Source organism: Acinetobacter sp. 40AMC3-4, assembly GCF_049898185.1.
Classification (GTDB): domain Bacteria; phylum Pseudomonadota; class Gammaproteobacteria; order Pseudomonadales; family Moraxellaceae; genus Acinetobacter.
The window spans coordinates 257,472-283,933 of the sequence record NZ_JAFCXG010000002.1 but is presented as its reverse complement, the minus strand read 5'-3'; the positions used below and the strand labels follow the sequence as shown (position 1 = coordinate 283,933).

19 protein-coding genes, 8 tRNA genes and 1 pseudogene are annotated in these 26,462 nt (G+C 44.8%); 20 read left to right on the top strand and 8 right to left on the bottom strand.

Annotation, left to right across the window (positions count from 1 at the left end):
- Positions 1 to 104 precede the first annotated feature (104 nt).
- The 6 genes from pilG to ACP7BU_RS04070 all read left to right on the top strand — a co-directional run bounded on the left by pilG (position 105) and on the right by ACP7BU_RS04070 (position 8,624).
- The gene (gene pilG / locus ACP7BU_RS04095) at positions 105 to 488 is read left to right on the top strand and encodes a twitching motility response regulator PilG (RefSeq protein ID WP_004280711.1); all 384 of its coding nucleotides are present in this window, start codon (positions 105 to 107) and stop codon (positions 486 to 488) included.
- A 25-nt stretch (positions 489 to 513) separates the two neighbouring features.
- Entirely contained in the window at positions 514 to 882 is a 369-nt protein-coding gene (locus ACP7BU_RS04090) for a response regulator (protein WP_004280710.1), read from the top strand.
- Between the two features lie 5 nt (positions 883 to 887).
- On the top strand, positions 888 to 1,424 hold the full coding sequence (locus ACP7BU_RS04085; RefSeq protein WP_004280709.1) for a chemotaxis protein CheW: 537 nt from the start codon (positions 888 to 890) through the stop codon (positions 1,422 to 1,424).
- Positions 1,425 to 1,470: 46 nt separating this feature from the next.
- Positions 1,471 to 3,543 (top strand): methyl-accepting chemotaxis protein, encoded by a 2,073-nt coding sequence (locus tag ACP7BU_RS04080; protein ID WP_005106253.1) that lies wholly within the window; start codon positions 1,471 to 1,473, stop codon positions 3,541 to 3,543.
- A 167-nt stretch (positions 3,544 to 3,710) separates the two neighbouring features.
- Complete coding sequence (locus tag ACP7BU_RS04075) at positions 3,711 to 8,162, top strand: Hpt domain-containing protein (protein ID WP_425878731.1); 4,452 nt, start codon at positions 3,711 to 3,713, stop codon at positions 8,160 to 8,162.
- 3 nt (positions 8,163 to 8,165) lie between these two features.
- Positions 8,166 to 8,624: a hypothetical protein gene (locus ACP7BU_RS04070; RefSeq protein WP_425878733.1), complete on the top strand. Its 459-nt coding sequence runs from the start codon at positions 8,166 to 8,168 to the stop codon at positions 8,622 to 8,624.
- Positions 8,625 to 8,689: 65 nt separating this feature from the next.
- Here the strand turns inward: ACP7BU_RS04070 and dapE are convergent, their stop codons facing one another.
- The 3 genes from dapE to ACP7BU_RS04055 all read right to left on the bottom strand — a co-directional run bounded on the left by dapE (position 8,690) and on the right by ACP7BU_RS04055 (position 11,088).
- Positions 8,690 to 9,826 (bottom strand): succinyl-diaminopimelate desuccinylase, encoded by a 1,137-nt coding sequence (dapE, locus tag ACP7BU_RS04065; RefSeq protein WP_425878735.1) that lies wholly within the window; start codon positions 9,824 to 9,826, stop codon positions 8,690 to 8,692.
- Positions 9,827 to 9,947: 121 nt separating this feature from the next.
- Positions 9,948 to 10,100 (bottom strand): entericidin A/B family lipoprotein, encoded by a 153-nt coding sequence (locus ACP7BU_RS04060; protein ID WP_004280704.1) that lies wholly within the window; start codon positions 10,098 to 10,100, stop codon positions 9,948 to 9,950.
- 112 nt (positions 10,101 to 10,212) lie between these two features.
- A complete protein-coding gene (locus ACP7BU_RS04055) occupies positions 10,213 to 11,088 on the bottom strand; it encodes a DUF1853 family protein (RefSeq protein WP_425878737.1) in 876 nt (291 codons plus the stop codon).
- Between the two features lie 87 nt (positions 11,089 to 11,175).
- Between ACP7BU_RS04055 and ACP7BU_RS04050 the strand changes: the two are divergent.
- The 11 genes and pseudogenes from ACP7BU_RS04050 to ACP7BU_RS04000 form a co-directional block, all read left to right on the top strand.
- A pseudogene (locus ACP7BU_RS04050) lies at positions 11,176 to 11,529 on the top strand (YbaN family protein); the annotation flags it as partial.
- Positions 11,530 to 11,654: 125 nt separating this feature from the next.
- Positions 11,655 to 12,188 (top strand): cell wall-recycling L,D-carboxypeptidase ElsL, encoded by a 534-nt coding sequence (gene elsL, locus ACP7BU_RS04045; protein WP_004280701.1) that lies wholly within the window; start codon positions 11,655 to 11,657, stop codon positions 12,186 to 12,188.
- A 499-nt stretch (positions 12,189 to 12,687) separates the two neighbouring features.
- Positions 12,688 to 12,763: transfer RNA gene (locus ACP7BU_RS04040), tRNA-Val, on the top strand.
- 28 nt (positions 12,764 to 12,791) lie between these two features.
- Positions 12,792 to 12,868 (top strand) — tRNA-Asp (locus ACP7BU_RS04035).
- A gap of 48 nt (positions 12,869 to 12,916) precedes the next feature.
- Positions 12,917 to 12,993, top strand: a tRNA-Asp gene (locus ACP7BU_RS04030).
- A gap of 21 nt (positions 12,994 to 13,014) precedes the next feature.
- Positions 13,015 to 13,090 (top strand) — tRNA-Val (locus ACP7BU_RS04025).
- A gap of 14 nt (positions 13,091 to 13,104) precedes the next feature.
- A tRNA-Asp gene (locus ACP7BU_RS04020) sits at positions 13,105 to 13,181 on the top strand.
- Between the two features lie 69 nt (positions 13,182 to 13,250).
- Positions 13,251 to 13,326: transfer RNA gene (locus ACP7BU_RS04015), tRNA-Val, on the top strand.
- Between the two features lie 12 nt (positions 13,327 to 13,338).
- A tRNA-Asp gene (locus ACP7BU_RS04010) sits at positions 13,339 to 13,415 on the top strand.
- A 106-nt stretch (positions 13,416 to 13,521) separates the two neighbouring features.
- A tRNA-Val gene (locus ACP7BU_RS04005) sits at positions 13,522 to 13,597 on the top strand.
- A 72-nt stretch (positions 13,598 to 13,669) separates the two neighbouring features.
- Positions 13,670 to 14,131: a DUF2750 domain-containing protein gene (locus ACP7BU_RS04000; protein WP_005104048.1), complete on the top strand. Its 462-nt coding sequence runs from the start codon at positions 13,670 to 13,672 to the stop codon at positions 14,129 to 14,131.
- 25 nt (positions 14,132 to 14,156) lie between these two features.
- Here the strand turns inward: ACP7BU_RS04000 and ACP7BU_RS03995 are convergent, their stop codons facing one another.
- The 4 genes from ACP7BU_RS03995 to yccS all read right to left on the bottom strand — a co-directional run bounded on the left by ACP7BU_RS03995 (position 14,157) and on the right by yccS (position 20,622).
- Entirely contained in the window at positions 14,157 to 14,951 is a 795-nt protein-coding gene (locus tag ACP7BU_RS03995; RefSeq protein WP_005104046.1) for a YdcF family protein, read from the bottom strand.
- 98 nt (positions 14,952 to 15,049) lie between these two features.
- Positions 15,050 to 17,632, bottom strand: a complete 2,583-nt coding sequence (locus ACP7BU_RS03990; RefSeq protein ID WP_425878739.1) for a PepSY domain-containing protein — start codon at positions 17,630 to 17,632, stop codon at positions 15,050 to 15,052.
- 169 nt (positions 17,633 to 17,801) lie between these two features.
- Positions 17,802 to 18,362, bottom strand: coding sequence for a YcxB family protein (locus ACP7BU_RS03985; RefSeq protein WP_004280696.1), 561 nt, complete (start codon positions 18,360 to 18,362; stop codon positions 17,802 to 17,804).
- 85 nt (positions 18,363 to 18,447) lie between these two features.
- Positions 18,448 to 20,622, bottom strand: coding sequence for a YccS family putative transporter (gene yccS, locus ACP7BU_RS03980; RefSeq protein WP_425878742.1), 2,175 nt, complete (start codon positions 20,620 to 20,622; stop codon positions 18,448 to 18,450).
- A 138-nt stretch (positions 20,623 to 20,760) separates the two neighbouring features.
- Between yccS and ACP7BU_RS03975 the strand changes: the two genes are divergently transcribed.
- Positions 20,761 to 21,978: a multidrug effflux MFS transporter gene (locus ACP7BU_RS03975; protein WP_253174380.1), complete on the top strand. Its 1,218-nt coding sequence runs from the start codon at positions 20,761 to 20,763 to the stop codon at positions 21,976 to 21,978.
- Positions 21,979 to 22,054: 76 nt separating this feature from the next.
- Here the strand turns inward: ACP7BU_RS03975 and ACP7BU_RS03970 are convergent, their stop codons facing one another.
- On the bottom strand, positions 22,055 to 22,762 hold the full coding sequence (locus tag ACP7BU_RS03970; RefSeq protein ID WP_004280692.1) for a nitroreductase: 708 nt from the start codon (positions 22,760 to 22,762) through the stop codon (positions 22,055 to 22,057).
- Positions 22,763 to 23,664: 902 nt separating this feature from the next.
- On the opposite strand from ACP7BU_RS03970, the gene gltS reads away from it, so the two are divergent.
- Positions 23,665 to 24,903: a sodium/glutamate symporter gene (gene gltS, locus ACP7BU_RS03965; protein WP_314103621.1), complete on the top strand. Its 1,239-nt coding sequence runs from the start codon at positions 23,665 to 23,667 to the stop codon at positions 24,901 to 24,903.
- A gap of 45 nt (positions 24,904 to 24,948) precedes the next feature.
- Positions 24,949 to 26,424 (top strand): alanine/glycine:cation symporter family protein, encoded by a 1,476-nt coding sequence (locus tag ACP7BU_RS03960; protein WP_004731963.1) that lies wholly within the window; start codon positions 24,949 to 24,951, stop codon positions 26,422 to 26,424.
- Positions 26,425 to 26,462: the final 38 nt, after the last annotated feature.

The window sequence follows — 26,462 nt, the reverse complement described above, 5'->3', positions numbered from 1 at the left end:
TTGATAATACAAGTGACTTTATGTTAAAAATGTTTATCGATCGTAATAAAATAATCCTATGAGCCTTATGGCATATAGTTTCTAAAATGGGAAGGGTTAAACAAATGGACGATAAATTCCAAAATCTAAAAATTATGGTTATTGATGACTCAAAGACCATTCGTCGTACTGCGGAAACTCTTCTTCAACGCGAAGGTTATGAGGTCATTACTGCAGTAGACGGTTTTGAGGCTTTGTCAAAAATTGCCGAAGCAAATCCAGATATCGTTTTTGTAGATATTATGATGCCGCGCCTAGATGGTTACCAAACCTGCGCCTTAATCAAAAACTCTCAGAATTACCAGAATATTCCTGTGATTATGCTATCAAGTAAAGATGGCTTATTTGATCAGGCCAAAGGTCGTGTCGTGGGTTCAGATGAATACCTGACCAAACCTTTTAGTAAAGATGAATTGCTCAATGCAATCCGTAACCATATTAGTGCTTAATATTTGATTTTTTTGGGGAATTGGCATGGCACGTATCCTAATTGTGGATGACTCACCGACAGAAACTTTTCGCTTTAGAGAGATTCTTTCTAAACACGGCTTTGAGGTGATTGAAGCAGCCAATGGCGCAGATGGCGTCACCATGGCACAGGCAGAATTGCCGGACCTAGTCCTGATGGATGTGGTTATGCCGGGCGTGAATGGTTTTCAGGCGACCCGCCAGATTGCACGTGGTGCAACGACCAAACATATTCCAATCGTGATTGTGAGTACTAAGGATCAGGCCACTGACCGTGTATGGGGCAAGCGTCAAGGCGCAGCGGATTATCTAACAAAACCAGTCGATGAAAAACAATTAATAGATGTAATTAAGCAGCACCTCAATGCAGGATAAGCTCTATGGCAGCAAATGGATTTATCGAATTGCTTCGCATTGCGAAACGGGGGAATAAAAACTACGTTTCCAATGGCAATGAAGTTAACCGATGGTCGGGCATTGCTTTTGAGATGATGGGGCAATATTTTGTTGCCCCGCTGGGGGAAGTATCAGAAGTGATTTATCCCCCAGAATATACGCCGGTACCCAAGACGCAAGCATGGGTGTTGGGTCTGGCGAATATCCGGGGAAGACTGTTATCGGTTTCTGATCTGACGCAGTACGTATCAGGGCAAAGCAGTCAATTTTCACCGACTCAAAAAGTATTATGTATCAACCATAATGACCAGTATGTGGGTTTGGTCGTAGATCAAGTTTTGGGTATACAACATTTCAATAAGAAAAGTTTCTTTTCGAAGAAATCTGAATTGGATAAAAACTTACAAGAATATTGTCAGGGGTTTTTCCATCAGCACAACCAGCAGTGGCATGTGTTTTTATTCAGTCGTCTGTTGCAAAATCCAAAATTTATGAACGCATCTATAAAATTTATAAATTAAATGTCGCGCTCGAAACTAAGCAAGGCGTCAACCGGGGAGAGGCTGCATGGGCTTTAAACTTAAAAAGAAAAATACAGGTGAGAGCACTGGCCGCAAAGGCGGTAATGCTTTTTTAGCTAAGATTCAAACGCAAGTAGATCAGTTATCACGTGTCTTCGGTGATAGTGAGAAATCAAAACCGCTGATCTATGGAGCAGCAGGCTGTCTTTTAGCCGCACTGATCACTTTATTGTATCTTTTTTATAGTGTTCCACGTACCAACGAACTCACTCAAAGTCTGGGTGATTTGCGTCTCCTCTCGCAAACGATTTCGCGCCAAGCGACTGAAGCGACAGCTTCGGGTACGCCTGAGGCCATGAAGAACCTCACTGACTCGCAAAAAGCTTTTGCTGAAAATCTTGAGACAGTTAAAAGTATTCACTCTAACAATGATGCGTTGCAAGCTGTTGATAAACAGTGGACAGAAGTATCCAGCAGTATTGATCTGATTACCTCGCAACAAAAGATTATTAACCAGTTATACGACACCAACATCGCGATTGGTGAAGCGATTCCGGGGATTCAGGCGGAATATAACTTGATGGTCGACCAGATGGCACGTCAAGATATGCCATCGAACCAGGTGGTTATTGCCAAAAACCAGGTATTCATTGCAGAACGTATCTTACGTTCAATCAGTTTGGTACTGACAGGTAATGATGGTTCACGTGAATCTGCGGATGACTTCAGTGCCGATACCGAAACTTTTGGTTCTTATCTGAATGCACAGTTAAATGGTTCTGCTGAACTGGGTGTACAGCGTATTGCTGATCCAACCCTGCGTGAATCTCTGGAAGGCATCAAGGCTGAATATGATGACGTACTGGAATCTGCATCAGCGATTATTCTGAAAAACTCTACACAGATCGTAAAAGTTCGTCAGGCAGCCGCATCTATTTTTTCTCAATCTGATGTGCTTTTGGACAACCTGAATAAATTATCGGGTAACTCAGGTCTTAAAACGGTTGTTCCGGCAGTCCTTCTGATCGCATTATTAGTCGGTTTCTTGCTGTGTGTATTCAAGTTGCTTTCTCTGCGTGGCTTGTCGGATAAGCAGCGTGTAGGCCGTTTACAAGAAGAGTATGACCGTAACCAGAATGCGATTTTGCGCTTACTGGATGAGATTGCCGATCTTGCAGATGGTGACTTGCGTTCATATGCAACAGTATCTGAAGACTTTACTGGTGCGATTGCCGACTCGATTAACTTTGCGATCGATCAGTTACGTGACCTGGTATCGCGTATTACTGAAACTTCACAAGAAGTTGCGCAATACACCGCGACTACACAAAGCATTACCAACCAGTTAGCTGAAGCATCTGAGCATCAGGCACAAGAAATTGCCGGTGCTTCTGCAGCGATTAACGAAATGGCACTGTCGATTGACCAGGTATCTGCCAACGCCGATGAATCAGCAGTGGTAGCAGAGCGTTCAGTACAAATTGCTGCAAACGGTGCAGATGTTGTACATCGCTCAATTGAGGGTATGGACACGATTCGTGAACAGATTCAGGAAACTTCAAAACGTATTAAACGTTTGGGTGAATCTTCTCAGGAAATTGGTAACATCGTAGCCTTGATTAACGATATTGCCGACCAGACGAACATTCTGGCATTAAACGCAGCGATTCAGGCGTCGATGGCCGGTGAAGCAGGTCGTGGTTTCGCGGTCGTAGCCGATGAAGTACAGCGTCTTGCGGAACGTTCAGCTTCTGCAACTAAGCAGATTGAAGGCCTGGTAAAAACCATTCAAACGGATACCAACGAAGCCGTTATTTCGATGGAACAAACTACATCGGAAGTTGTACGTGGTGCGAACTTGTCTAAAGATGCCGGTGTAGCACTAGATGAGATTCAAACGGTATCGAACAACCTGGCGAAACTGATTGCGAACATTTCTGATGCTGCGAAACTACAGTCAGCATCTGCAGGTCATATTGCGACCACGATGAATGTCGTACAGGAAATTACCTCGCAAACCACCAGTGCAACCTTCGATACAGCACGTTCAGTATCTGAACTGGCAAACATGGCCGATGCATTACGTGAATCTGTATCTGACTTTAAACTACCAGAATAAAGTCAGACATGATGGGGAAATGTGTCTTGACCGCGGTTGAGACACATTCAGAAAATACAGATAAAGCCTCGACAAGATGTACTTAACTTCATACGTTAGGTATCGCGTGACGGTCACAATTAAGTTTGAGCGCCCTTCTTGGCGGCATAACGTAAGAAGCATGAGCTATGAAAGAAATATTAAAAAATTTAGTTGAAACGACAACGCTTCCTGAAGATAGTTATCTTGACCAAGATGCAGAAATTCTTGAAATTTTTGTTGAGGAAATCGAAGAGATCTTCGTTGAGTTAAATGCTTTATTTCCAGAATGGTTGAGCAATCCAGATCATCAAGAAAATCTGAAGACCATTCGCCGCCATTTTCACACCCTGAAAGGTTCAGGCCGCATGGTCGGGGCAAAATCGGCAGGGGAAATGGCCTGGGCGGTTGAAGATACCTTAAACCGGGTTTTGTCCGGTTCGATTCAGCTAACACCGACGGTACAGAAATTTGCCCAAGCGGTACTGAATGTCTATCAATATGCTTTATATCCAAAATTCAAACATGTACAGCAATTGGATCTCGATCTGCGTCCAATGGTGCTGTTGGGACAACAATTACAACAACAAATTTCGCCTGAACCTGCATTGGAAGAATTACTGGCATTGGCAGATCATTTGACCGCTGAAGGTCAGATGACAGGTCTTGAGCTTGCAGACAATGAGCCAAGTGAAGTTGAGCTAACAATAGCGCCAGTAGAAGTACCGGTTCGCAGTGATATCGAAGAAACTGTAGCGATCTTTATTGAAGAAGCAGAAGAGCATCTGGATACGATTGCTACCTTCCTTCGCACTGAAGATGAAAAATCACAAGATTATAATGCGCTGATTCGTGCGATTCATACTTTGCGCGGCAGTTCATCCATGGCGCAGATTGACCAGATTTTTGAGGCCAGCTCTAAAGTAGAGCATCTGTTCAAAACCCTGCTGCAAGATGAAATTGTCTCAACCTCAAAAGAAACTGCTTTACTGATTCAGTATGCCGAGTTTGTCAGTGACTATCTGCATTTGCTACGTCAGGGCAACACTGCAAAACTGGATGCGGTATATGCCACCTTTGAGCGTGTCTGGAATGATTATGGCTTTGCAGTTACTGAAACCAATAGTATTCAGACGCAAGGCTTGGTGTCCAAACTGGTTGAGCTGGATATTGATCTGTTATTGGATGCCGAGTTTGAATTTGATAAACGCGCCCAAGTCGATTATCCGGAATATATTCAGGCACTCAGCCAGCAGGCTGCGGAATTGCTGGCACATACAGAAAGCCGGGCAGCGCAGGGAATTCATGAATTCACTGCCGATCTGAAATCGGCTTATGATGCGCTGCTTGAAAAGCCAGTGCTGCTAAACAGCGATTATGCTTATGAACTGTTCGCACAGGCGCATCAGGAATTTATTCATTTATTTGATACCTTGGCCGCAGGACAGCGCGTCATTCTGAATGATGAAATTCAAAAAATACTCAGTGAACTGTCTGCATTTGTGCAGCAGGATCTGGAAATATTTGCTGAAGATAATACCAATCAGAATTTTGAGCTAAGCTCAGAGGCCACACAGGTGGCTGAAACTGTCGCGACTGGCAGTGTCGATTTTGCTGGCTTGAGCCAACGCATCGCTGCGGATCGTCAGCAGCAGCAAAGTGCTGAAACCAACCGTGATTTTGATGAAGAATTACTAAGTATCTTCCTGGAAGAAGCGGATGAATTGCTGGCAGGCATTGATGAAGATCTAAATACCTGGAGCAAAAAACAGGACGATACAACCTCGCTGAATAATCTGATGCGTCATTTGCATACCTTAAAAGGTGGTGCAAACATGATCGCAGCATCGCATATCGGTTTGATTGCGCATGAACTGGAAAGTATTTATGAGCGGGTGATCCGTCAGCAAATTGCCGTGACACCTGCTTTAATCCAGATTATTCGTCTGGTTCAGGACAACATTTCCGATCGTATTCAATCTATTCGGGAAGACGGTATTGATTATCCTGCACCAGAAGCGATTGCGATTCTGCAAAATATTCAGGCATTGGTTTCTGGACAAGCTGTTGCTGCTGTGGAGAGCGCGAACACTGGAGTTAAAGTTACAGAGGTCGAAGCGACATCAATTCCTGAACCGCAACTTGAAGAGTCAGCAACGACTGAACAGCCTGCAACTGATCTGGCTGAAGCTGAAGAATTACTGGAAATCTTGGAATCTCCTGAGGCCACTGAAGACACACCAGTAGAACGCTCTGAAGAAGACGAACTGAAATCGATTGTTGAAGAATCTTTCCTTGAAGAATCCGAAGAGATTCTGGCGAATGCCGAGAAACTCCTCAATCAATGGTTTGATCAGCGTAGTGACCGTAGTTTATTGCTGCAATTACAGCGTGCTGCCCACAGTATCAAGGGTGGTGCACGTATGATTGATGTTGAAGAAGTGGCCAGTATCGCCTATGAGCTGGAAACAACTTTCGAACAGTTTGCGGTCTATCAATTTAACTCGAATGCCTATGATGGCTTATTGCAGAAAACGCTGGTCTGGTTAAGACAGGCGATTTTCCAGCGTGACTATAACGGTTTTGAGCCGCTGCACAGCAGTCTGAAAAAGATTGCTTATGTGGATGTTACTGCGCAATTGCCTGAGCGTCTGGCGAAAACAGATAATCTGGTGGTCAGTACCGACTTCGGCTTTGTTGAAGGTGATGGTACTGAGCCGCCACAGATGATGGGTGAGTGGGCGAATAGCGGCACCAGCGATAGCAATAACGAGATGATCCGTATCTCTGCTGATCTGGTCGAGAAGATGATTGACCTGTCCGGTGAGAACTCGATTAACCGTTCGCGTATCGAGATGGACTTGGGCCAGCTGGGCAATACCTTGAACGAGATGGAATTGGCGATCAAGCGTCTTGCAGATCAGTTACGTCGAATGGAAGGCGAGCTGGAATCACAGATTATTGCCAAACACGGTTCAGAGAACTCGCGCTATGCTGACTTTGACCCGCTGGAAATGGACCAGTATTCGTCGCTCAACCAGCTGTCTAAATCACTGGCAGAATCTGCATCAGATTTGGTCGACTTCAAGAGTACACTGGCCGACAAGATTCGCGAAACTGAAGGTCTGTTATTGCAACAATCCCGTATTCAGGCCGAGATTCAGGAAAGCCTGATGCGTACCCGTCTGGTTCCATTTGATCGGATGTTGCCGCGTTTACAGCGTATCGTGCGTCAAACCTCGACCACCTTGAACCGTCCTGCAGAACTGATCGTACAGAATACCGAAGGTGAACTGGATCGTAACATTCTCGAGCGTCTGGTCACCCCATTTGAGCATATGCTGCGTAACGCGATTGACCATGGTCTGGAAGATACTGCAGATCGTATCGCACTGAACAAGCCGGAAGTCGGTTCTATTGTCTTGAACATCAGCCGTCAGGGAACCGATGTAATTGTGTCCTTTAGTGATGATGGTAAGGGGATCGATGCGGAGAAGATTCGTGAAAAAGCGCTGAGTCTGGATCTAATCAAAGCGGATCAAGTCATTGATCAGGAAGAAATCCTGCAATTTATCTTCCATCCTGGTTTCAGTACCGCGAAAGCAGTGACCCAGATTTCTGGTCGTGGTGTCGGTCTGGATGTGGTACAAAGCGAGATCAAATCACTGGGCGGCCATGTGTCAGTGAGCTCGGAACTGGGCAAGGGTACGGTCTTTACGATTCGCGTACCGACGACCGTAGCGGTCAGCGATGCCTTGATGGTGAAAGTGGGCGATCAGCAATATGCGATTTCTCTGGCGCAGATTGACCGAATTGTGCGTATTGCACCGACCACATTGGAAAGCTATTTCAACAGTAAAGATGACTATTTCAAGATCGATGGCGCAAACTATAAGCTGCGTTATCTGTCTGAGTTTGTTGGCAACCAGCCGATTCCACGTCTGAATAATGTTGGTCATTCATTGCCGGTGCTGTTGATTAAAGGTAATAGTGGTCAAACCATTGCCTTGCTGGTCGATCAGTTGGTCGGTTCACGAGCGCAGATTGTAGTAAAACCGATTGGACAGCAGTTTGCCAACGTCGGGGTAGTGGCCGGTGCCACGATTCTGGGTGATGGTCAGGTCTGTCTGATTCTCGATGGACAGAATGTTGCCCGCCAGATTCAGGCGACACAGCGTGTCAAACAGCTGAATGATCAGCGTGATGGTTCGCGTAATTCAAATGCACGTCGTCTGGTGATGATTGTCGATGACTCGGTGACTGTACGTAAAGTGACGTCGCGTCTGCTTGAACGTCAAGGCTATGATATTGTCACTGCCAAAGATGGTGTGGATGCGATCGAGCAGCTTGAAAACGTCAGACCGGATCTGATGTTGCTGGATATCGAAATGCCACGTATGGACGGTTTCGAAGTGACCAATCTGGTTCGTCACCATGATATTCACCGTGACTTGCCGATTATCATGATTACCTCACGTACCGGTGAGAAGCATCGTGAACGTGCATTCAGCCTAGGTGTAACACATTATATGGGTAAACCGTTCCAGGAAGCGGAACTGTTGGCCAATATCCAGCAACTGATTGCTGAAAAACAGAGGTAATATATGAGTCAGACCAATTCAAGCAATAAAATGGCTGATCAGATTAGCCAGCAGGAACTTCAGCATTTGATTACGGTATCGACCGGATTTGTTGATGCCTATATTATTGATTGTCATGGCAAAGATCCGATGTTATTGCCACAAAACATTGTCCTGTCAGCACTGGATAGCAATACTCAGGTCAAAACTGTAGAATGGCATGAGGCACAGTTACCGGTCTATGCAGTGAATGATCCGTCACGTCAAAATGGGGTGGCACTGGTGATTGAGGGGGATGAAATTACTCAGCGCTTTGCCCTGATGTGTAATGAAATGCCGAAAACCATCCGGATTCGTATTTCCGAAGTGGTCGATGTCGATCAGCCGGTGAATGATCCTGCCATCTTTCAATATGTGCGCATGAACGAACAGCTGTTCCATATTCCGAATATGACCAATATTCAGGCTACAATCGGGCTGTAATCCAGGCTATAAAATATAAAAAAGGAACTCCATGGAGTTCCTTTTTTATTGCGTTATGAATTTACTTAATTGGCAAGTAAATTCACGAGAATCTGCTCATAGATTTCAGCCAATGGCTCTAAGTCTGCAATATCGACATGTTCATTGATCTGATGAATCGTGGCATTCAATACGCCAAGTTCCAGTACCTGTGCGCCGGTAGGGGCAATAAAGCGGCCATCTGAGGTACCGCCCGAAGTCGATAGTTCAGTTTCAGTCCCCGTCACATTCAGAATGGCGGTTTTAGCTGCATTTACTAGTTCATCAACTGGCGTCAGGAAAGGCAGGCCAGATAAAGTCCAAGAAATGTCATAATCCACACCATGACGATCCAGAATTTCTAAAGTACGTGCTTTAAGTTCTTCAGCGGTCACTTCAGTTGAATAACGCCAGTTGCACAATAGGTTCATGGTGCCGGGAACTACGTTAGTTGCGCCTGTACCCGAATTGATATTGGAAATCTGGAAGGTCGTCGCCGGGAAATATTCGTTGCCATGATCCCAGACTGTGTCGCACAGTTCAGCAATGGCTTTGGAAGCGGTATGAATCGGATTCACGGCCAGATGCGGATAAGCCACATGACCCTGTTTGCCTTTTACAGTCAGGTTGGCATTTATTGAACCACGACGGCCATTTTTGACAATATCACCCAATGTATTGGTACTAGACGGTTCACCGACCAGACACCAGGTGATTTTCTCATTACGCGCTTCCAGTGTTTCAATCACTTTCACCGTGCCATTAATCGACGGACCTTCTTCATCTGAAGTGATCAGGTAGGCAATCGAGCCTTTATGGTCTGGATATTTTTCTACAAAACGTTCTGTGGCAACTACCATAGCTGCTAAAGCGGTCTTCATGTCGGCACTGCCACGACCATAAAGTTTGCCTTCACGGATTTCAGGTAAAAAAGGATCTGAGTTCCAGGCATCCAGATTACCGGTTGGCACGACATCGGTATGGCCAGCAAAACAGAAGACCGGACCTTCTGTGCCTTTGCGTGCCCAGATATTATCTACATCTTCAAAGCGCATGGATTCAATGTTGAAACCAATCTTCTTTAAACGTTCAGCCATGATGTTCTGGCAGTCATGATCAATCGGTGTGACAGAAGGCTGACGTAATAGTTGCAGGCTTAAATCGAGGGTAGCGGAAGAGCTCATACGGTATTCAACAGTCGATAATTTTTTCGGTTCTATAATAGGCGAATATAGACGTGAATGTGAACGACTGATATAAAAAAACCCTATCTGAGATAGGGTTCTGTGAGCGTTTAGGAAAAAACTAGTTTTGACGGATTTCGTCAGAGGTTTTTTCAGCAGTATTGGTTACCGCATCGCCAGCCTTAGACACATCTTTGCCCATGCCTTTTACGGTGTTACAGCCAGTCAATACAAAAGCCATCATTAATGAAGCAGCAAGAATTTTTTTCATCATCATCTCCGTATAATCAATAATAAAATTATTATGATGTGGGACTTAGAGTAGAAAATATACGCTCTAAAAAATATGTGGTTTTCATAGTGCTTCGGTTAATAAATGTAATGCTTTATAGGGGCTTATGCGATGGATGCTGGATCAGCACCGGATTGCGATACATATAAAAGTCATCACTATCGAGTTTTTTATAAAGTCCATCCGTCCACCAGATCGCAGCTGAACTGCTCGGCCGGGCTTGCGGATAAATCCATTCATGTCGTTGCAGACGATAGAAACCGTGCTGTGCAGCAGGAATATGCTGTCCCCATACGCCCAGCCGACGCTCGGTATTGATCCATGAGGGAATTGGCTGATCGGCATGATGTGTAGGCAAATACAGCTGTCCCTTGAGGACGCAAAACCGTCTTTGAATGGGATGCTGCAAAGCCTCATCAAACTGGAATTGTTTTTGTGTGAAATGTTTCATTTTTCTGATTAAAGTATCGGTGCGGTTTAGGCCATACCAATGCGGCAGGCTAAAATCTGCTTCGGCCAGATAATATTTCAATGCCACTTCCCAATGTTCAATCTGTCCTGTATCAGTATTTAATAGCAGAAAATCCAGCTCACCCAAGGTTTTGGCGCCTTCAATTTTTTGCAGACTATGGCCAAGCAGCCGATAGGGATGGTAAGCATCATCGAGCAACCAGAACCAGACCAGCATTTCAAAACGCAGCCCCAAACGTGTGCTTTTTAGTTGCTGTACAAATTCGATTAATTCTTTTGGATGCTGATCAAGAAATTCCAAGCGTGGATGATAATGGTTAAGATGTCGCTGCCAGGTCTGGCTGTCATGCAACTCAAAACGATGTATGAGCTCAAGTTCATCTGGAACATGGGACAGGATATTCGGACTGCCAACAGCAAATGCTAGCTGCCGCACCAGAGGATGTTGATGACGTTGCCATGCTTCTACAAGATTTTGGTTTAAATTGGAAAAGGGCATAGGACAACCTGTGAAAAGTGCAGAAATACAACGGACAGTATCGGAAAACGCTTTATACTACCTGAATTCTGCGGCTAGGGTTGATGTATGAAAGTGTTGTTTTGGCGAAGTCTGGTGGTGCTGTTTGTGATCCTGGGCTTTATCGGTGCAATCCTGCCGGGTATGCCAACAACGGTCTTTTTGATTCTGGCGGCTTGGGCGGCATCTAAAGGCTGGCCGCAAATGGATGACTGGTTATTGAATCATCCCAAATATGGTCCGACCTTAAGAGATTGGCGCGCGCACGGTACTGTACCGCATAAGGCCAAATGGTTGGCCAGTATCATGATGCTGATCAGCGGGATCATTATGCTGTTTACTACGGCACCCTTGGCAGTGAAAGCCTTTACCAATATTACGATGCTGATCGTCGCGATCTGGTTATGGCGACGCCCTGAACCGAATCAGATCATTATTCAGCAAAATACAGTCGACCCAGAAAAGACAGATTTACAAACTCCGCAATCTGTAGATAGCAAATTAAACCCTATAAAACCAAACAAAATAGAGTCTGAGAATAACAAGTCATGAGTACCTTGCATCTGGATCAAGCCGATATCCTGATTGATCTTGCCCAACAAAAACTGTATCTGCCCCGTCTAAACAAGCAATATCTGATTTCCAGTGGCAAAAATGGCATTGGCGAAACTGAAAATAGTGGCCAGACTCCTCGTGGATGGCACAAAGTCGCTGAAAAGTTTGGTCAGAATGCTCCCTTAAATAGTGTATTTGTCGCACGTCAGGTGACGGGTGAAATTTATAATCCCCAATTGGCAGCAGAATTTCCGCAGCGTGACTGGATCCTGACGCGCATTTTATGGCTGAGTGGCCTTGAGGCAGGTTTTAATCAAGGGGAGGGCTGCGATACCTATCAGCGTTATATCTATATTCATGGCACCCCAGAAACCGAAAAGATGGGAGAGCCGCTGTCGCACGGCTGTATTCGTATGCGTAATCCGGAGGTCGCTGAATTATTTGACCTGATCAGTGAAGATGCACTGGTTTATATCTCAGAACAGACATTAGATCTGGAAAAACTAAATGTTTCGAAAAGCGAATAAAAGTTAGATTTTAAGATCATGTGAAAATGATTTTGTTTTTATGGGCTGAATCTGCTTGATCTTGATGGAGACAGCAGAAAAGATTGATTAATCTGATCCAGATCCTATTTTCATGGCATAGAACAGGTTGAATCATCCTCTAAAGCTTAAATTTATCGCTATTTCCCACTTAAAAATAAATGACAGTTGCAAGATTACATGAACACAACGTCGAGTATTTTAAAGCTTTGTATAATCCTTAATCAGAATTGCAATATGTCGTGTGGTTAGACTGAAACTTCGCAGGGTAAAACACAAAATTTCGCTTCAATTTTCATTTTGAAAATTAAAAAATTTCGGTAGAGACTTAAAAAATAAACAAAAAGTGTTGTTTTTTTTAACAAACAACCTATTTTTTAATCACTCACACCTAAAAAGTGGAAAACATTCCGAAAAGCGTTTGACAGGCTGTGCAGATTCTCTATAATGCACCCATCAAACGATGATAGACGTTTAGAAAGGGCGCTTAGCTCAGTTGGTAGAGCGTCTGCCTTACAAGCAGAATGTCGGCGGTTCGATCCCGTCAGCGCCCACCAAGCTCTTTCATGTTGAGACCTTATAGTTGCAGCGGTAGTTCAGTTGGTTAGAATACCGGCCTGTCACGCCGGGGGTCGCGGGTTCGAGCCCCGTCCGCTGCGCCACTTTAAGATCTTGATTTTCGTTTGCCACAATAGCGACATTGTGTAAATGCAGCGGTAGTTCAGTTGGTTAGAATATCGGCCTGTCACGCCGAGGGTCGCGGGTTCGAGCCCCGTCCGCTGCGCCATTTATACGATAGACCTTTTGAGGGCGCTTAGCTCAGTTGGTAGAGCGTCTGCCTTACAAGCAGAATGTCGGCGGTTCGATCCCGTCAGCGCCCACCAGATTCTTTTGCGATGCAGCGGTAGTTCAGTTGGTTAGAATACCGGCCTGTCACGCCGGGGGTCGCGGGTTCGAGCCCCGTCCGCTGCGCCATTTCAAAAGAAATTAAATTGAGGTCCCTGAGCCTGAATTTAATAAACTAAAGATTGACACTCTTTATCAGGGCGCTTAGCTCAGTTGGTAGAGCGTCTGCCTTACAAGCAGAATGTCGGCGGTTCGATCCCGTCAGCGCCCACCAGATTCTTACGATGCAGCGGTAGTTCAGTTGGTTAGAATACCGGCCTGTCACGCCGGGGGTCGCGGGTTCGAGCCCCGTCCGCTGCGCCATCTTAAGATGAAAAGCTTGGATTTCTGAGATCTGAGTTTTCAAGATACCAAGACTACATTCCTTGTTGGTCTTGCGTCATTTAAAACAACGTTGTTGTTTTTCTCAGGGCGCTTAGCTCAGTTGGTAGAGCGTCTGCCTTACAAGCAGAATGTCGGCGGTTCGATCCCGTCAGCGCCCACCATATCTTCTTGCTTCAACTCGATTTATTCCTTAGAATCTGATTCTATTATAATAATATTAAGATTTCACGATTATGAGAAATCCCTATCAGCGCAAAGCCGCGACCAAATCCCAAAAAACTGCTTTCGATCCTCAACAGCTTTATAAGCAATATATTGAAGCCATTGTTGCCAATGCTGGCATTTTTGCACTCTACCAAGATGGCTGGGCCTTATGTGCCACGCCTACCGGACAACGCGCATTTGCCTGCTGGCAAAGTAAAGGTCTGGCTCGACTGCTGATTAAAGACAATTGGGCAAATTACGAGATTCAGGAAATTGGTCTTAAGGATTTTGTAGAGAAAGTCATTCCCTTTTTACGTCAGGAAAGTACCATTGTTTCGCTTGATCTGACCCCGGAAGGACAGAATATTCTGGTGGCACCGGAAAAATTATTACTCGATATTAAAAATTATCTGTATCAGATTTATGTGCAAAAACCTGAACTGTTTAAAAATCCGGATATGCCTTTGCCTAGGCAGATCCGTTTAAATTAAATTTATTGTTTTTAAAACAGCTTGTTTATTGGAACAATGAATATTCATTCAGTAGCCAGCCACTAATCAAAGCAAAATATTCGCGTAACCAGGAATTATAGCGAACATTCTGGGGTGTGCTGGCACTCAGGCTGATGACTTGTTGATAACCCTGATGTCTGGCAATGGCGCGAGCACGAGGGCTGTGAAAATCGCTGGTGACAATCGCAATTGGCTCATTTCGATCAATATGTTGCTGTTTTAATATTGCCTGAGAATATTGCAGGTTCTGTTGGGTACTCCTGCTTTGATCTTCTAGGCTAATGGGGTTGTTGAGCTGCGGATAGTTCGTATGGATATAACTTTGCATGACTTCAGCTTCGCTCTGTCTCTCCCAGAAATTTCGTCCACCGGTCATAATGATTAAAGTCTTCGGATATCGTTCTGCATATTTTGCTGCGGTATCCAGACGATTTTTTAAGATGGGTGAGGGCTGACCCTGATTAATACCACTACCTAATACTAAAATCGCTGCAGCAGGTCGTGCCGGAACAGTCGGGTTGATTGACATCTGGATATAAGCGAAGAAAGCAGCGACACTGATGATCCAGAATAGAAATCCGCCCCAGAGACTGTTCCAGAACAAGGTTCTGAATCGGGAATTCTGTTTCCAGCGCTGAATAGATGAAAAAAACAAGGCATACAGGATGAATGCCACCCCAATGAAGGTAGACAAGGCAATAGCAAAATGCCTCTGACCTTGGCTCAGTAACCAGACGCTATTGAGACATAGAATCAAGCCAAAGATCAGGCTAAGACTTCGTTTAAGTTGATTGAGCATCCAGAGTTCCTTTTTTCTTATTCATATTCTTATTATTGCTTTTGTATCTTCAATAAAAACCGGGCCATTGAGCCCGGTTTTTAGCATATCAGGTTATCTTAATATACATCACGGCGATAACGTCCATCCAGACGTAATTGATCTAGCATTGTTTCACCGAGAATCTCGGTCAGGGCCTGATCCACATCGCTGGCCATACCATTGATGCTACCACAAACATAAATCACCGCACCTTGTGCAATCCAGGCTTTTAGTTCTTCAGCCTGTTCACGCAGTTTATGGTGTACATAGACTTTTTCCTGCTGGTCGCGCGAGAATGCAAGATCGAGACGTTTCAGGGTTCCCATTTGCAGCCAGGCCTGAATGGTTTCTTCAAAGAAGAAGTCATGTTCACGCTGACGTTCACCAAAGATTAGCCAGTTCTGGCTATAGTCCTGACGGTTACGCGCACTGAGCAGACTTAATAATCCCGCAATCCCGGTACCATTACCAATACAGATAATCGGGCGGTTGTCATCAATCAGGTGGAAAGACTCATTGCTGCGAATACGCAGTGCAATGGGTGCATTAAGCGCTGAATGTTGAGTCAACCAGCCGGAACCCAATCCCAGATTACCACTAGCATCGGTTTGCTGACGTACCACCAGACGTAAAACCTGCTGGCTTGGAATACTGGCAATGGAGTATTCACGTGTTGCCAAAACCGGTAATTGCGTGAGGAGCTGATCCAGAGAATCAAAAGGTTCAGCCTGAGTCAGATCACGATCCCAGAGTGCCTGTTCAATATTCTGTTGCATAGAAGGTACTTGTGTACCCGCTGCTATCTGGTGCTTTTGCATAAATGCATAAATACGTTCTGGGCTATTTCCTGGCTGAATCTCGGCAATATCACCTGCTTGCCAGATGGCTTCATGTTCAGGGGTCAGTTCGATATTGAAAGCAGGCGCACCCAGACTACCCGGATTGAGGACTTCACGTTTACTCAAACTCCAGCGATCAAAGGTCTTATCGATACTCATCGCTTGTAGCTCAAGTCGAGTGACTTGTGCCAGTGCAGTATTCCATTGCTGGATATGCTCGTTATTGGCATTGTCGACTTCAATTGTATTGAATAGCTGCTGGGCACCATTCTGTTTTAACCACTGATCAATACGGTGACCAAAACTGCAATAGCTGTCTGGATATTCCTGAGAACCTAAGGCCAATACCGCATAACTTAAATGGCTGAGATCAGCTTGTGCAGACAGGATTTTTTTCTCAAAAGAAGAGGCCAGATCTGGCGCTTCGCCTGTGCCATAGGTGCTGGCAACAAATAATACCTGTTCGGTTTGCTGTAAATCGGCAAGCGTCAGTTGTTGTACCGGCTTCACTGTTGCCGGTTGACGTGCTTCCTGCAGGGCAGTTGCTGTACGCCAAGCCAGTTGCTCAGAAACCCCTGTTTGTGAGGCATAAGCAATGAGCCACGGTTTAGCATTTTCATTCAGGTTCACTAAAGTCGCACCCTGACGTGCTGCGAGTGTTAAGCGTTTCTGTTTGCGACGTTTCAGATAGAGCATCCAGCCGGTCACAAAGAACAATGGCATTAACAAGGCTGCGAGCATGGTAAAGAACTGGTAGATCGGACCGAAAAAGCTGCCACGATGCACCGGTAACATGCTGCTCATGATTTTTTCGTTGAGCTTTTTATCTTCATACAGCTCGACTTCGCTAAATTCTATTGTCTGGTAATTATAAGTAGCACTGTTTCGTGCACGCTCATGTTGAGCGATCGGATCCACAAAGCTCAGCTGCATTTCGCCATCCGGTTTTTTTGGAAGGTTAAACGTTACGGTAGAATACTTATCTGAAAATTCAGTGTTAAAGCCAATCCAGCTCTGGTCTAGTGCACGGACAGTAGTTTCAGGGCTGAGACCTTCGCGTGCTTCACCTTCAGCACGTGGGCCACGTTCGCCGCCTGGATGTCCTTCACCACGGTTATTGCCGGCATTGGCCTGCATTTCCGGTTGCGGACGCTCTACACCCAGTACCTTAAACATGCCATTGCGCCACCAGTCATAAGACCAGTACAGGCCGGTACAGGCTAAAATCAGGTAAAAAATCACCACCCAGGTTCCCACAACAGCGTGCAGATCCCAGATAAAATTACGGCCTTTCAGCTGAGGTTTTACAAAGAACCATTGCTTGATCGAATGACGTTTCGGCCAGCGCAGGTATAGACCTGACAAGACAAAAAAGATCAGCATCAGGGTACAGGCACCGGTAATCTGTTTACCTACTGGACCAACCGTCAAATTACGATGCAGTTGCTGAATAAACTGGAAAAACTCCCGACCCTTAATCTCTGGTAAGACTTCCGCAGTATACGGGTTGATCATGATGTTCTGACCACGCCGTGCGCCTTCTTTAGCGACATTCACGGTACTCGAAGCACTTGGATCTTGTGCCACGGTAATACTGTTGATCTTCATGTCAGGCGCAGTACGGTTAAAGTGCTGATACAGCTCGGCAGGCGTGAGTTTGTCACGTTGCTGAACCTGAACCGTATAACTGTCGCTATTCATCCATTTTAATATTTGTTGTTCATAGGAATAGATTGCGCCAGTGACCCCCATTATCGAGAGGATTAAACCTGCTGTAATCCCCAGAAACCAGTGGATTTGGAAAAATGTCTTTTTAAACATGGTCGTCAGATTAAGGGTGAGATCTATAAAAGTGGCAAAATTATAACTGAAGTTTAAGCTCGAATTATAGGTGTTGAGGATAATATTTATTCTCATTATCATTTATTGTTTTGAGATTAAAAAAACCTCCATGCCGGGACAGGAGGTTTTTCACTGAAGAAAGAACAGTTTAGATTTGTTTTGCTGCGCCGACTTCTGCTTCCAGATGCTTGCGAATCGTGGCGAAAGAGAAGTTTTTGCTGTCCAGACGTTTCGGCAGGATATATGCACCTTGCTGGCCTTTTACCTTGAAATTGACCAACATGAATTCTGGTGTGTTGTACCATTCATAGATGTCTTTCCAGCTAATCGCCCCAACACCTTCTTGCATGCCCATTTTCTGACGCATCACGATGCCATGTGGTTGTACGCCCAGGCGAACACCTTTGATTTCCTGTACCGGAAATTCATTCATCTTGCGTTTAACATACCATTCCAGACCAAAGGTACGGATCAGGTAATACAACACCACACAGACAATGGCCACCCAGCAGAACACGGTAGAATAGTTCTTCAGGAGCAGAATGCCCAGAATAGAAAGTGCAACAACAGCACCCATGATCAGCCATGCTTTCATGCCAATTTTATTGGTACTACGCCAGATCACCAGCTGAGCATGACGCTGCTCGGCTTCTGAAATTTCATAGTTCACAGGCTGGAGGGTATAAGCGTATAAATTTTTCGCGGTCATAGTGAAATTAGCAGATTTTAAACTGTAAAAAGTTTAGCACTAATTGTACCAATTCAGTGAGTATATTGTTCCAAAATCAGCCAAATTATAATGAACCTAATTCAGTTGCCTGTTCATCACGCTCATGAATCAAACTTTGTTTCAGTTGACTCAACTGCTTTAAAATGCTGAACATTAAAGACAGCTGCTGCAAAATGATCAGGGATTTCTGATCTTGCTCCTGATCTTGAGCCAAGCGCTGTCGAATATGGGGAATCATATTTTGCGCACTTAAATCGGGCATTTCATCTCGTAACAATGCACCACGAATGTTCTCGAGAGCTTTGTCCAGTAAATTCAGAATGTCCTGATCTTCAATTTTTTCCCGGTGTGCGCCCAGTGCAGCAATATAACTGATAAAAGTATGGTTCAGACAAAGGAACTCAAAGGCTAGCGATTTTTGTACCGGATCAATATCCGGTTCAGTGGCCAGTGTCGAAATCAGTGAGGCTACCTCGGCATCGGTATTATGAGCAGCACGGCGCACAATCCGATATTTCAGGCCATTATTACGTCCCGATTTATACTGCTCGATTACTTCACTCAAATAATCTGCTTCTGCCTGCAAGCTGCGTTTGATACTGCGCGGCAAACGCCGGAACTTCCAGTCTGGAAAAATAAAACTGACGCCGAACCAGGCAATCGCACAGCCAATCAAGGTGTCGATCATACGCGGGATGGCCGCGGCATAGCCCATACCGTCCAGGTTGAAGTTGATCAGGGCTAAAATCGTGATAAAGGCGGTGGCCTGTGCATACTGTTTACTGCGCAATTCAAAGAACAGAATCCCACTCAGTACCAGAAGCAATAATTGTCCTTCGATGGACGGCACAAAATATAAAATGGCATAACCGAGGATAATACCGACCAACGTACCGATAATACGCAGACGTAAACGCCGTTTGGTGGCGTTAAAGTTGGGCTGGCTGACAAAGAGTGCAGTCAATAAAATCCAGTAACCATATTCAATATTGCTGACCTGTACGAAGATATAGCTGATTAGTAGCACAATCGACAGGCGGATGGCATGCCGGAACAGCACCGACTCGGGTGTCAAATGCTGTTTAATCCGAATCTTGATGTCATCCCAGCCTTTCAGGTCATCATCTCTAAGCTGGTTTTCGATATGTTTGAAACGCTCGGACTTGATATTTTGCTCGGTTTCCAGGTTGCGTAACTGGGCATCAATCGATTTCAGGTTTTGAAACAGCGCAAACAGGGCGCTGATCCAGACCTGATCATAATGCTGTTCCTGACGTAATTTATCTAGCGACTGTCTCAGGTTGTCAAAGGCATGCTTAAAGCGCTGATTATGCACATAGGGTTTGCGCAGCAGCAAACTTTCACTCAGGTCCTTACAGGCTTTGCCCTGAATTGACATGATGCGCTGGAAGCGGAACAGGATATCGCTATGCTGGAAAATCTTGGCCAGTTTCTGATAATCAATATGCGCTGAATCGGCACGTTCATGAATATCCTGCGCGACAAAATAATATTGCAGGCTGCGACGGGTGTCTTTTTGCCCCCGGTCACCTTTCAGGCGAGTCAAAAGGGCAGTTTTCATCTCATTAAAAATCGCAATCAGTTTCCCATTTTCAAGCGAGAGTTCAATCATGCTTTGCTGATAGCTTTTCGGGGTCATGTCCACATCAAACAGATTGGACTTGGCATATAAAAAGTCACCGAGAGCAGAATAGGAAATGGCAAGCTTGTCTTGCGCCAGTCGGGCAGGGAAAATCAGGAAACTGATGGTCGACAGCAGACCGTACCACATCGCGCCGATGACCAATAAACCAGCCTGTTTATACCATTCATCAAACAGCTCCACCCCGAGCATGGAATAAACGGAAATCACCAGACAGCCGTAGGAAATCGTGGCATAGCGTCGCCCTAGTGAACCCAGCAAAATCAGGGCAATACAGGACACAATTAAGGCCAAGGCAAACAGCAAGGGATAAGGAAAAAGCAGATATACGCCTACTGCCGTAATAAAGAAGCCAATGTAGGTGTAGAGCAGATTTAAAATCCGCACCGAAAAGCGGTCATCAATATCGCTTAAACCGGCTGCGACCACCCCTAAAGTCAATGGGATCGTCATCAATTGTTGTCCCATAAAATAGGGAACAAAGGCGGTACCTGCAAATGCCGTCATCATGCGCAGGTTATACATCAAGGTCGTGTTATAGGTGGTTTGCTTGAGACGAGTGAGCCAAGATTTCAAAGGTCGTCCTTTATACTGCAGTCTTAGAGCTGAATCTGAATAGGCTAATGAAAATAGTATATTTATAAATCTTCATTTCAGGCTAAATCATACTATGCACTGTGTTAATTTGTCTGCATATTAGCGCTTTAAATCTTCATGCTTATGACATCGAATAAAATAGTACAACAACCTTATGCCATGTCCTGGATTGTTTTGCTGGCGACCTTAAGTGCACTCGGGCCTTTATCCATTGATATGTATCTTTCGGCCTTACCGGCTATGGCAGCAGATTTTGGTGTCAGTACCCAAATGGTTTCCAATAGCTTGCCGGCTTATTTCTTCGGTCTGGCGATCGGGCAACTGATTTATGGTCCGATCAGTGACCGGATTGGACGTAAACCGCCACTGTATTTTGGGCTGTGTTTATACATTGTGGCAAGTTTACTGTGTGTCTTTGCGCAGGATGAATGGAGCCTGATCGCTGCACGGATTCTGCAAGCCTTAGGTGGCTGTGTCGGGGTGGTCATGGCACGTGCTGCAATTCGTGATCGCCTGGATATGCATTCAGCAGCTCAGGCCTTTGCCAGCATGATGATTGTGACTGCGATTGCACCAATCATCGCTCCGAGTCTGGGGGCCTGGGTATTGATGTTTTATGAATGGAATGTGATCTTCTTGGTGCTGATGGGCTGCGGTCTGTTGAGTCTGGCCTGTGTACATTTTCTATTTAAAGAAACCCTGGAGCCAGAACGTCGTCTCAAGCTGAACTTTCAACAGGTTATAAGTTTGTACCGGTGCATTTTTCAGGATCCAAGCTTTCGACGTCCGCTCTATGCCGGCTGTTTTTCCGGTGCGGTGATGTTCTGTTATATCAGCGCTTCTTCGGCCATTCTGATGGATCGTTATCAACTGACCGAGCAGCAGTTTGCTTATGCCTTTGGTGCCAATGCCTTCGGGATCATGCTGTTTTCGACCTTGAATAAACGTCTGGCTGGGCGTTTCTCGATATTGCAGCGTCTGAAAATTGGCACCTGTCTGCAGTTTGCCGGTGTATTAGGGTTAATCTTGCTCGGCTGTCTGGATGTCGATTCTGTGCTCTGGGTGTTGTTAGGCATGTTTATTGTGGTGGCAGCCCTTGGGTTTACTGGTCCGAATGCCATGGCTTTAGCAATGGCTAAACAGGGCGAGCGGGCAGGAACTGCAAGTGCCATTATGGGCAGTATGCAATTTGTCTGTGGTTTATTGGGCGGTGTATTACTGAATTTTCTGATCTGGCATGCTTTACTGAATATGGCATTGATCATGCTGGTTTTTGTCGGTATTTCTGCTTGGGCGATTTTTAAAATCAACATGCCCAGCCTAAAAAATGCATAGATGCTGGCTGCCTCTCAGATAATAAAAATACTGGTCTGGACAGAGGGCTAAGCAAGTTGGCTTAGCCCTGCTTGCATCACTCATCGATAAACACGGCAAATTCTTCTACGGGAACGCGCGGGGTAATAAAGCTGTTAATAATTTGCTCTGGGTCGGCATAACCCAGTGCCATACCGCAGACCAGCTCTTCATCATCGGGTGCGCCGACCAGATCAAGCACGATCGGGTGAAAGTGATTCCAGGCTGCCTGCGGGCAAGTGTCCAGACCGCGGGCTTTTGCTGCCAGCATAACATTCTGGATCATCATGGAAACATCCATTTTGGACCCAATCGCCAAAGACCGATGTACAGTAAAAAATAAGCCGACAGGGGCATCAAATAATTCAAAATTACGCAGCTGCTGACGCGCCATTTTTTCCTTTTCGCCTTTTTGAATATTCAGCAAGCCATATAAACCCCAGCCATTTTCACGACGACGTTCAATAAATGGCGAGATCCATTGTTCAGGATAGTAGGCAAAAGTTTCCTGATACTGCTGCGACAATTCCGGATTTGCATAGATTTGCATTTGTGCCTGACAAACCTGCTGCACGAGTTCATCACGCTTTTTACCTGTTACCACATACACTTTCCAGGGTTGGGTATTGGTTCCTGAAGGTGCGCGGCTGGCCACCGCCAGAATCTCTTTTAAGGTGTCTGTACTAACGGGGGTATTTAAAAAAGCACGCACTGAATGGCGAGAAGTGATGGTGTGATCTACAGCATGAACAAGATTTTGATCCATTATGGGGTCCAGTCGAATATCCTTATTGAGTTTGCAATGACTATAAACTAAACAAACAGAACGGGGGATAGGAAAATTTAATTCTTCGCTAGCTGAAAAAACCATTTGTCAACAAAATGACTTGAATAATGAAATTTCGCATTCTTTTAGCTGAGCATAAATCGCCTAAGTGATAGCAATGGATTTAGTCATAAAGTTGGTCTTTGATTTAAAAAATGGCTTAAAACCCAAGTGCTTGAACCATTCAACAATAACAATTTCACACAGAGAACTGGTTTATTTTGACTGAAAATCAAGATAATTTAATTTCAAGATCCCTGTTTCATTTTGTGTCGAGTAAAAGATTAATATTTTTTTTGAATTAAAATATAGATTAATCTTCATATAAAAATGAGAATTTATAATTATTTTTTATAGGTAAATTAACTATTGCTAATAAAAAGAAATAAAACCTGATACGAAGAAACAGCATAATGTACGACTTTTCATCTTAATTCATGCATTTCGTGATTAAGATCTGTTTTAAATAACGCGATTCCAGATGGCTTGAATGAAGTCTTTAGGTTGAAAGCACTCATCAAGCACTGAATGTTTTTTTTGAGCTTAAAACACAGTTTTTTTACCAGCATGCGCATCTGTTTGAAAATTGTCTGCAATTTTACAACAGACTGAGTATCGGAATAGAAAAGGTGTTGCTTTTATAAATCTCTCATTTGTTGAATATGATCGTGATGATGATATTCATAAGTTTGAAAGAGATGATAAATCGGTTTGTTTTTCTAAAGGTGATAGATCAAATCAGGATATTTCCAGATGAACATCTAATGAGCGAGCTAGAAATCTAGCGCACTCCATCACTTTTAGAAAAATAAAAAATTCAAAATCATCTTGGGCAAAAAATTATGGATTTTACTTTTAACGCATTTTATACCTTGATTGCCGCAGTCATTGTTTTGTTACTCGGCCGATTCCTGGTTAATAAAATCGATTTTTTAAAGCGCTACAATATTCCTGAGCCGGTTGCAGGCGGTTTGGTTGCTGCGATTATCTCATTACTGGTGCATTCACTGTGGGGATACAGCATCACCACCAGTTCAGAGCTACAAACCAGTTTTATGCTGATCTTCTTTGCCTCGATCGGTCTCAGTGCCAACTTTTCCAAGTTGCGTGAAGGCGGCATCGGTCTGGTAATCTTCCTGTTCGCTATTTCAACTTTTATTATCTTACAAAATGCAGTCGGCATGAGTCTGGCCACCTTGCTCGGTATTGACCCATTGATTGGCCTGATTGCAGGTTCAATTACCTTAACCGGTGGTCATGGTACTGCAGGTGCATGGGGTGAGATTTTTGAGGTTGAACATGGCATTCAGGGGGCGCTTGCACTGGGGATGGCCAGTGCCACTTTTGGTCTGATTATCGGTGGGATTATTGGTGGTCCTTTAGCAAAACTGCTGATTAACCGTCATAATCTCGCAATTGCACGTACGGATCAACAAATCGAAAAGCGTGACAGCACGCCAATGGATATCAACTCGACCGAATATATTCCATTTGAATATCCGCATCAGGTGCGTTTAATTACCGCTGATAATGCAATCACGACCTTGGGCCTGTTCGCAGGCTGTTTGGCTTTTGCAGAGTTCATGACGGGTTTCAGTAAAGGTACTGCATTTGAACTGCCGACATTTGTGTGGGCATTGGCAGGTGGTGTCATCCTGCGTAATGTACTGGAAGGTATTTTCAAAGTTCAGATTTTCGATCGTGCGATTGATGTGTTCGGTAATGCTTCATTGTCGCTGTACTTGGCAATGGCATTGTTATCATTGAAATTATGGCAATTGGCTGACCTTGCAGGACCACTTATGGTGATTCTGGGTGCGCAAACCATCACCATGGCTTTGTATGCAGCTTTCGTCACTTTTCGCATCATGGGCAAAAACTATGATGCTGCGGTACTTGCAGCAGGTCATTGTGGTTTCGGTATGGGTGCAACGCCAACAGCGGTTGCCAATATGCAGGCGATTACTAATATGTATGGTGCATCGCATAAGGCCTTCCTGATTGTTCCATTATGTGGTGCGTTCTTCGTTGACTTAATCAATGCTACTGTTATTCAGATGATTTTGAAGTTTTTTGCATAATTTTTATGCCTGATACGATGAGTCATAGGCTCATAAGGATGTGACATGAATGATCAGTTAAATGAAACCTTACTCGGCTGGATTAATGCCCTGAATGGCCCTTTATGGGATTTTCTGGTGGTGTTTCTGGTCGCAGTCGGTATTTTCTACACGATCATGACCGGTGCAGTACAAATTCGTTTGTTCTGGCACAGCATGAAAGTCATGAAAAATAGCCGTGGCAAGGTTCAGGATACGCACGGCATTACCCCGTTTCAGGCCTTTGTCACTGGACTGGCAAGCCGGGTCGGTGTGGGCAATGTCGCGGGTGTCGCCATTGCGATTGCAATTGGTGGCCCCGGTGCCGTGTTCTGGATGTGGTTTACTGCCTTTTTGGGCATGAGTTCTGCTTTTGTTGAATCTTCTTTGGCACAGTTGTTCAAGGTGCGAGATAACAAAAACCAGCAATTCCGTGGTGGACCAGCTTATTACATTACACAAGGCCTGAAACAGAAATGGCTCGGGATTGTCTTTGCGATTGCATTGATCACGACTTATGGTTTTGTCTTCAATGCAGTTCAGGCCAATGCCATTACCGGAGCAACCTCTCATGCCTGGGGCTGGGATCAGGCGAACCTGATTCTGCCATTAGGCGGCCTGAATCTGGAAATTTCCTGGGTTGGATTGTTTCTGGTCTTGATGACTGCGGTGATCATTTTTGGCGGAATTAAACGGATTGCAAAAGTCGCGGAAAGCTTTGTACCGTTTATGGCTGTGCTTTATCTGGCGGTGGCTTTGTATATTGCAGTCATCAATTACGATCTGCTCCCATCCATCTTCCAGCTCATTTTCAGTAAAGCCTTTGAGTTTGAAGCCGCCGCTGGTGGTTTCTTTGGTGCCATGGTTTCTATGGCGATGATGATGGGCATCAAGCGTGGTCTGTTCTCTAACGAGGCAGGGATGGGTTCGGCACCGAATGCTGCTGCAGCTTCCGATGTCAAACATCCGGTCAATCAGGGGCTGGTACAGATGCTCGGAGTATTTGTAGATACCTTCGTGGTGTGTTCATGTACCGCGATTATTATTCTGGTTTCAGGTCTGTATGAAAATGCAGGCTTTGAAGGCGTGACCTTGACCCAGATGGCGCTTGAAAGCCAAATTGGGGCTTGGGGTGATGACTTCCTGGCTTTGATTCTGTTCCTGTTTGCCTATTCTTCGATTATTGGTAACTATGCCTATGCCGAAGGAAACGTCCAGTTCATCAATAACAATAGCCGGGTGATGTTGATTTTCCGCTTATTTGTATTGGTGATGGTGTATTTCGGTTCCATCGCCAGCGTGCCACTGATCTGGAATATGGCGGATCTGTTCATGGGTGTCATGGCAAGTATCAACCTGATTGCGATCCTGTTGCTGATGCCATTCCTGCTGATGCTACTCAAAGATTATACCGGTCAGCTGAAGCGCGGCGTGAAAGAACCTGAATTTAAACTGGATAACCATCCTAAATTTAAAGACAAGGTCAAATCAGATATCTGGTAAGACTTGAAGCAAAAAGCCCCGATCATTCGGGGCTTTTT

Excerpts from the sequence above, each read along its gene's own strand:
- ACP7BU_RS04080 (WP_005106253.1), top strand. The coding sequence starts at position 1,471 with ATGGGCTTTAAACTTAAAAAGAAAAATACAGGTGAGAGCACTGGCCGC.
- elsL (WP_004280701.1), top strand. The coding sequence starts at position 11,655 with ATGAGTACCTTGCATCTGGATCAAGCCGATATCCTGATTGATCTTGCC.
- ACP7BU_RS03960 (WP_004731963.1), top strand. The coding sequence starts at position 24,949 with ATGAATGATCAGTTAAATGAAACCTTACTCGGCTGGATTAATGCCCTG.
- ACP7BU_RS03970 (WP_004280692.1), bottom strand. The coding sequence starts at position 22,762 with ATGGATCAAAATCTTGTTCATGCTGTAGATCACACCATCACTTCTCGC.
- dapE (WP_425878735.1), bottom strand. The coding sequence starts at position 9,826 with ATGAGCTCTTCCGCTACCCTCGATTTAAGCCTGCAACTATTACGTCAG.
- ACP7BU_RS03985 (WP_004280696.1), bottom strand. The coding sequence starts at position 18,362 with ATGACCGCGAAAAATTTATACGCTTATACCCTCCAGCCTGTGAACTAT.
- ACP7BU_RS03990 (WP_425878739.1), bottom strand. The coding sequence starts at position 17,632 with ATGTTTAAAAAGACATTTTTCCAAATCCACTGGTTTCTGGGGATTACA.
- ACP7BU_RS04090 (WP_004280710.1), top strand. The coding sequence starts at position 514 with ATGGCACGTATCCTAATTGTGGATGACTCACCGACAGAAACTTTTCGC.
- gltS (WP_314103621.1), top strand. The coding sequence starts at position 23,665 with ATGGATTTTACTTTTAACGCATTTTATACCTTGATTGCCGCAGTCATT.
- pilG (WP_004280711.1), top strand. The coding sequence starts at position 105 with ATGGACGATAAATTCCAAAATCTAAAAATTATGGTTATTGATGACTCA.
- ACP7BU_RS03995 (WP_005104046.1), bottom strand. The coding sequence starts at position 14,951 with ATGCTCAATCAACTTAAACGAAGTCTTAGCCTGATCTTTGGCTTGATT.
- ACP7BU_RS04055 (WP_425878737.1), bottom strand. The coding sequence starts at position 11,088 with ATGCCCTTTTCCAATTTAAACCAAAATCTTGTAGAAGCATGGCAACGT.
- ACP7BU_RS03975 (WP_253174380.1), top strand. The coding sequence starts at position 20,761 with ATGCTTATGACATCGAATAAAATAGTACAACAACCTTATGCCATGTCC.
- ACP7BU_RS04000 (WP_005104048.1), top strand. The coding sequence starts at position 13,670 with ATGAGAAATCCCTATCAGCGCAAAGCCGCGACCAAATCCCAAAAAACT.
- ACP7BU_RS04070 (WP_425878733.1), top strand. The coding sequence starts at position 8,166 with ATGAGTCAGACCAATTCAAGCAATAAAATGGCTGATCAGATTAGCCAG.
- ACP7BU_RS04075 (WP_425878731.1), top strand. The coding sequence starts at position 3,711 with ATGAAAGAAATATTAAAAAATTTAGTTGAAACGACAACGCTTCCTGAA.
- ACP7BU_RS04060 (WP_004280704.1), bottom strand. The coding sequence starts at position 10,100 with ATGATGAAAAAAATTCTTGCTGCTTCATTAATGATGGCTTTTGTATTG.
- ACP7BU_RS04085 (WP_004280709.1), top strand. The coding sequence starts at position 888 with ATGGCAGCAAATGGATTTATCGAATTGCTTCGCATTGCGAAACGGGGG.